Source organism: Mesorhizobium sp. M7A.F.Ca.CA.002.05.1.1, assembly GCF_003998335.1.
Lineage (GTDB): Bacteria > Pseudomonadota > Alphaproteobacteria > Rhizobiales > Rhizobiaceae > Mesorhizobium.
On record NZ_RZQI01000410.1, the window covers coordinates 1 to 5140 of the forward strand.

Below are 5140 nucleotides of genomic sequence, written 5' to 3' on the forward strand. Positions count from 1 at the left end.
GGGTGCCGAAGCAGGGGACAACGACAATAGCGGGGGTCGGGTCAGCCGCATCGAAGCGGCCGCCGGCCGCCACCGGCAGGCCGCATGTGGTGACCGGAGCCTCGCCGGTCACCGAGACCAGCCGAAAATCGAACAGGGTCTCGCCGGAGATGCGGTTGGCGGCGCGCAGTGGATCGACGGCGGATGCCACGCACATGATCGACGAGCCGGAAAACACCAGCAGCGTCACCTTGAGCGGCAGACGCTCGGCACGAAAGATCGTCGGTTTTTCGCTTTTCGTCATGGAAGCTTCGTAAAACGCAAAACAGTTTCCGGCAAGTCGGGCATTGTTGTGGACTGTTCTTTCGGAGGAGAGTTCTATGCCGCTTGCGATGAACCGTGAGGTCTTCATTACCTGTGCCGTGACCGGGTCCGGCGGGTCGCAGGACCGCAGCCCTCATGTGCCGCGCTCGCCAAAGCAGATCGCCGATTCGGCCATCGACGCGGCCAAGGCTGGCGCCGCAATCGTGCACTGCCACGTCCGCGATCCCGAGACCGGCAAGCCCAGGCGCGATGTGCATCTCTACCGCGAAGTGACCGAGCGCATCCGCGAGGCCAATGTCGACGTCGTGCTGAACCTGACCGCCGGCATGGGCGGCGACATGGTGTTCGGATCGCCGGAAGCGCCGTTGCCGCTCAACGAAAAAGGCACCGACATGGGCGGCGCCACCAACCGCATGGAACATGTGCGCCAATGCCTGCCGGAAATCTGCACGCTCGACTGCGGCACCATGAATTTCGCCGAGGCCGACTATGTCATGACCAACACGCCAGGCATGCTGCGCGCCATGGGCGGCATGATGACGGCGCTTGGCGTCAAGCCGGAGATCGAGGCCTTCGACACTGGCCATTTGTGGTTCGCCAAGCAGCTGGTCGAGGAAAAGGTGCTCAACCCCGATGCGCTGGTGCAGCTCTGCATGGGCGTGCCGTGGGGGGCGCCGGACGACCTCAACACCTTCATGGCCATGGTCAACAATGTGCCGTCGACCTGGAACTGGTCGGCCTTTGCCATCGGCCGCAACCAGATGGCCTATGCTGCTGCGGCGGTGCTGGCCGGCGGCAATGTCCGCGTCGGGCTGGAAGACAATCTATGGCTCGACAAGGGCGTACTGGCGACCAATGCGCAGTTGGTCGAGCGCGCCGCCAGCATCGTCACCAATCTCGGCGCCAGGATTCTTGGGCCGGAAGAGGTACGGCAGAAGCTCAACCTCACCAAGCGGGCGCCGATCGCGGCATGAATTATTCGTCGGGAGGGTCGGCATGACTACCGTAAAATTCACCGCAATGAAGGATGGCGACCGGGACGACTACGAGTTCCTGACCGCGCATGAGATCGACTACGCGGCCAGGACCGGCGAGCGGCTGCTCGACGCGCTGGTGCAGCTCGACGCGGGCCTATCGGGCTACAAGATCACCCGGCTCGGCCATTCGCTGCAGGCGGCGACGCGTGCCTGGCGCGACGGCGCCGACACCGACTGGATCGCCTGCGCGCTACTGCACGACATCGGCGACATCTATGCGCCTTACAATCACGATGAATATGCCGCTTCGATCCTCAAACCCTTCGTGCGCGAACAATGCACTTGGGTGGTGGAGAAACATGGCGACTTCCAGCGGCTCTACTATGCCCATCACCTCGGCGGTAACCGCCATGCGCGCGACCGCTTTGCCGGCCACGCCTATTTCGACGATTGCGACCAGTTTTGCGAACGCTGGGACCAGTCCAGCTTCGACCCCGATTATGACACGCTGCCGATCGAATTCTTCCGGCCCTTCGTCCTCGAAGTCTTCGCCCGCAAGGCATACGACCCGTCCGTGATCCGCGCCGGCGAACGCGTGCCGCTCATAGATCCCACAACCGCCATGACCAGAACCGGAGCTTCCGCATGAGCATCATCAACAAGGCAGCCGCCATCGGTGGCGGCGTCATCGGCGCCGGCTGGGTGGCGCGGCTGCTGCTCAACGGCATCGACGTGTCGATCTTCGATCCCGATCCCGAGGCGTCGCGCAAGGTCGGCGAAGTGATGAAGGGCGCGCGCCGCGCCTACAAGCAGATGGTACCCGGCGGTTTGCCGAAAGAGGGCAAGCTGACCTTTGCCAAGACCATCGCCGAGGCAGTGGCCGATGCCGATTTCATTCAGGAAAGCGTGCCGGAACGGCTCGACCTCAAGCACCGGGTGCTCGCCGAGATCGATACCCACGCGCCGGCCAATGCGATTGTCGGTTCCTCGACCTCCGGCATCAAGCCAACCGACATGCAGGTGGCGATGAAGAAGCATCCGGAGCGGCTGGTCGTCGGCCATCCGTTCAACCCGGTCTATCTCCTGCCGCTGGTCGAGATCGTGGGCGGCGAGCAGACCTTTCCCGAGGCGATCGAGGTCGCCAAGGAGATGTATGCCTCGATCGGCATGAAGCCGGTCGTCATCCGCAAGGAGATCGAGGCCTTCGTCGGCGACCGCCTGCTCGAAGCGGCATGGCGCGAGGCGCTGTGGCTGATCAAGGACGGCATCTGCACGGTCGAGGAACTCGACGACATCATGCGCTATGGCTTCGGCCTGCGCTGGGCGCAGATGGGCATGTTCCAGGTCTATCGCGTCGCCGGTGGCGAGGCCGGCATGCGCCACTTCATGGCGCAGTTCGGGCCCTGCCTGAAATGGCCATGGACCAAGCTGATGGATGTGCCGGAGTTCAACGACGAACTGGTCGACCTGATCGCCACGCAGTCGGACGACCAGGCGCATGGGCTGTCGATCCGCGAGCTGGAAAAAATCCGCGACGACAATCTGGTCGCCATCATGGATGCGCTGTCGAAGCAGAACAAAGGCAAGGGCTGGGGCGCCGGCGCCCTGCACAAGGACTATACCAGGCAGCTGGCCAAGCTGGCGGCGAAGAAGCCCACGGCCTCCAAGGCTGCCGAGAAGGCCAAAGCCTTGAAACCGGTCAAGAAAGCCGAAAAGCCGAAGAAAAAGCCCGGCAAGAAGAAAGGCTGAGAGCATGGATTTCGGGCTGTCGGAGGAACAGAGGCTCATCGTCGAGACGACGCGTGCGTTCGTCGAGAACGAGCTTTACCCGCATGAGCGCGAGGTCGAGCGCACCGGCGTGCTGCGCCGCGACCTGATCGAGGAGATCAAGGTCAAGGCGATCGAAGCCGGGCTCTATGCCGCCAACATGCCGGCCGATGTCGGCGGTGCTGGCCTCGATACGGTGACTTGGCTGCTCTACGAAAAGGAGCTTGGCCGCGCCAATTACGCGCTGCACTGGACCTGCGTGGCGCGGCCCTCCAACATCCTTTTGGCCGGCACGCCGGAGCAGCGCGAAAAGTACCTGTTCCCCTGCATCCGCGGCGAGAAATGGGACTGTCTGGCGATGACCGAGCCGGGCGCAGGCTCCGATTTGCGCGGCATGAAGGCGACGGCGGTACAGGACGGCGACGACTGGGTACTCAACGGCACCAAGCATTTTATCTCCCACGCCGACCTCGCCGACTTTGCCATCGTTTTCATGGCTTCCGGCGAAGAGGATTCGCCGCGCGGCAAACGCAAGAAGATCACCGCATTCTTCGTCGACAAAGGGACGAAGGGCTTCACCGTCCGCGATGGCTACCGCAACGTCTCGCATCGCGGCTACACCAACGCCATCCTCGAATTCGACGATTGCCGGCTTCCCGCCGCCCAAGTGTTGGGCGAAGTCCACAAGGGGTTCGACGTCGCCAATTCATGGCTCGGCGCCACCCGGCTGCAGGTCGGCGCCACCTGCCTCGGCCGCGCCGAGCGGGCGCTTGGCCATGCCATCGAGTATGCCGCGCAGCGCCAGCAGTTCGGCCAGCAGATCGGCAAGTTCCAGGGCGTGTCGTTCAAGCTTGCCGACATGGCGACCGAATTGAAGGCCGCCGACCTGATGGTGTTCGAAGCCGGCTGGAAGTACGATCAGGGCACTGTCACCGATCAGGACATGGCCATGGCCAAGCTGAAGGCCACCGAGATGCTTGCATACGTTGCCGATGAGGCGATCCAGATTCATGGCGGCATGGGACTGATGGACGATTTGCCACTGGAGCGCATCTGGCGCGACGCGCGCGTCGAGCGCATCTGGGAAGGCACGTCAGAGATCCAGCGCCACATTATTTCAAGGGCGCTGCTGCGTCCGTTCGGGGCATAACATATGCATAAACTTGAGCGTCTCCTGCGGCCGAAATCGATCGCCGTCTTCGGCGGTGCGCAGGCCGCGGCCGTCGTCGCGCAATCGATCAAGATGGGCTTTGCCGGCGAGATCTGGCCGGTGCATCCGACCAAGGACGAGGTCGCGGGCCGCAAGGCCTATCGTTCGGTCGCCGATTTGCCTGACGCGCCGGACGCCGCCTTTGTCGGCGTCAACCGGCATTTGACCATCGAGGTGATCAAGGCGCTGGCCGAGCGCGGCGCCGGCGGCGCCGTCTGCTTTGCCGCCGGCTTCCTTGAGACCGAGGCCTACGACGACGACGGCGAGCGGCTGCAGGCCGAGCTGGTTGCGGCAGCCGGCTCGATGCCGATCATCGGGCCGAATTGCTACGGCCTGATCAATTATGCCGACGGCGCGCTGCTGTGGCCCGACCAGCATGGCGGCATAAGACTGGCCGAGGGCGGCAAGGGCGTCGCCATCATCACCCAGTCCTCCAACATCGCCATCAACATGACGATGCAAAGGCGCGGCCTGCCGATCGCTTTCCTGATGACCGCCGGAAACCAGGCGCAGACCGGGCTGTCCGAAATGGCGCTTGGCCTGATCGAGGACGAGCGGGTCACGTCGCTCGGCCTGCACATCGAGGCTTTCGATTCGGTAGCCGGCTTCGAGCGGCTGGCAGCACGGGCGCGCGAGCTGAAAAAGCCGATCATCGCCATGAAGGTCGGCCGTTCCGAACAGGCCAGGCAGGCGACCGTCTCGCATACCGCGTCGCTGGCCGGCTCGGATGCGGCCTCGGGTGCGTTCCTGCGGCGGCTCGGCATTGCGCGTGTCGATTCGATTCCCGCCTTCATCGAAGCGCTGAAGCTGCTGCACATCACCGGACCTTTGCCCGGCTATAGGCTGTCGTCGATGAGCTGCTCCGGCGGCGAGGCCTCTGTCA

Annotated in this window: 5 protein-coding genes and 1 pseudogene; 5 read left to right on the forward strand and 1 reads right to left on the reverse strand. The window is 63.8% G+C overall.

Annotation, left to right across the window (positions count from 1 at the left end):
- Positions 1–283: pseudogene (locus EN939_RS20110) on the reverse strand (GlxA family transcriptional regulator); the annotation flags it as partial.
- Between the two features lie 76 nt (positions 284–359).
- Between EN939_RS20110 and EN939_RS20115 the strand changes: the two are divergent.
- The 5 genes from EN939_RS20115 to EN939_RS20135 form a co-directional block, all read left to right on the forward strand.
- Positions 360–1277 carry a 3-keto-5-aminohexanoate cleavage protein gene (locus EN939_RS20115; protein ID WP_127269383.1) on the forward strand — a complete coding sequence of 306 codons (918 nt, stop codon included), beginning with the start codon at positions 360–362 and terminating at the stop codon, positions 1275–1277.
- 22 nt (positions 1278–1299) lie between these two features.
- A complete protein-coding gene (locus EN939_RS20120) occupies positions 1300–1929 on the forward strand; it encodes an HD domain-containing protein (protein ID WP_127269384.1) in 630 nt (209 codons plus the stop codon).
- The gene (locus EN939_RS20125) at positions 1926–3029 is read left to right on the forward strand and encodes a carnitine 3-dehydrogenase (RefSeq protein WP_127269385.1); all 1104 of its coding nucleotides are present in this window, start codon (positions 1926–1928) and stop codon (positions 3027–3029) included. The genes EN939_RS20120 and EN939_RS20125 overlap by 4 nt, the downstream gene beginning before the upstream one ends.
- Before the next feature lie 4 nt (positions 3030–3033).
- Entirely contained in the window at positions 3034–4197 is a 1164-nt protein-coding gene (locus tag EN939_RS20130) for an acyl-CoA dehydrogenase family protein (protein WP_127269386.1), read from the forward strand.
- Between the two features lie 3 nt (positions 4198–4200).
- The coding region (locus tag EN939_RS20135) for a CoA-binding protein (RefSeq protein WP_164751098.1) at positions 4201–5140 on the forward strand (940 nt) is incomplete at its 3' end.

Bases quoted from the DNA above. Each gene is read 5' to 3' on its own strand.
- EN939_RS20130 (WP_127269386.1), top strand. From the start codon at position 3,034: ATGGATTTCGGGCTGTCGGAGGAACAGAGGCTCATCGTCGAGACGACG.
- EN939_RS20115 (WP_127269383.1), top strand. From the start codon at position 360: ATGCCGCTTGCGATGAACCGTGAGGTCTTCATTACCTGTGCCGTGACC.
- EN939_RS20125 (WP_127269385.1), top strand. From the start codon at position 1,926: ATGAGCATCATCAACAAGGCAGCCGCCATCGGTGGCGGCGTCATCGGC.
- EN939_RS20120 (WP_127269384.1), top strand. From the start codon at position 1,300: ATGACTACCGTAAAATTCACCGCAATGAAGGATGGCGACCGGGACGAC.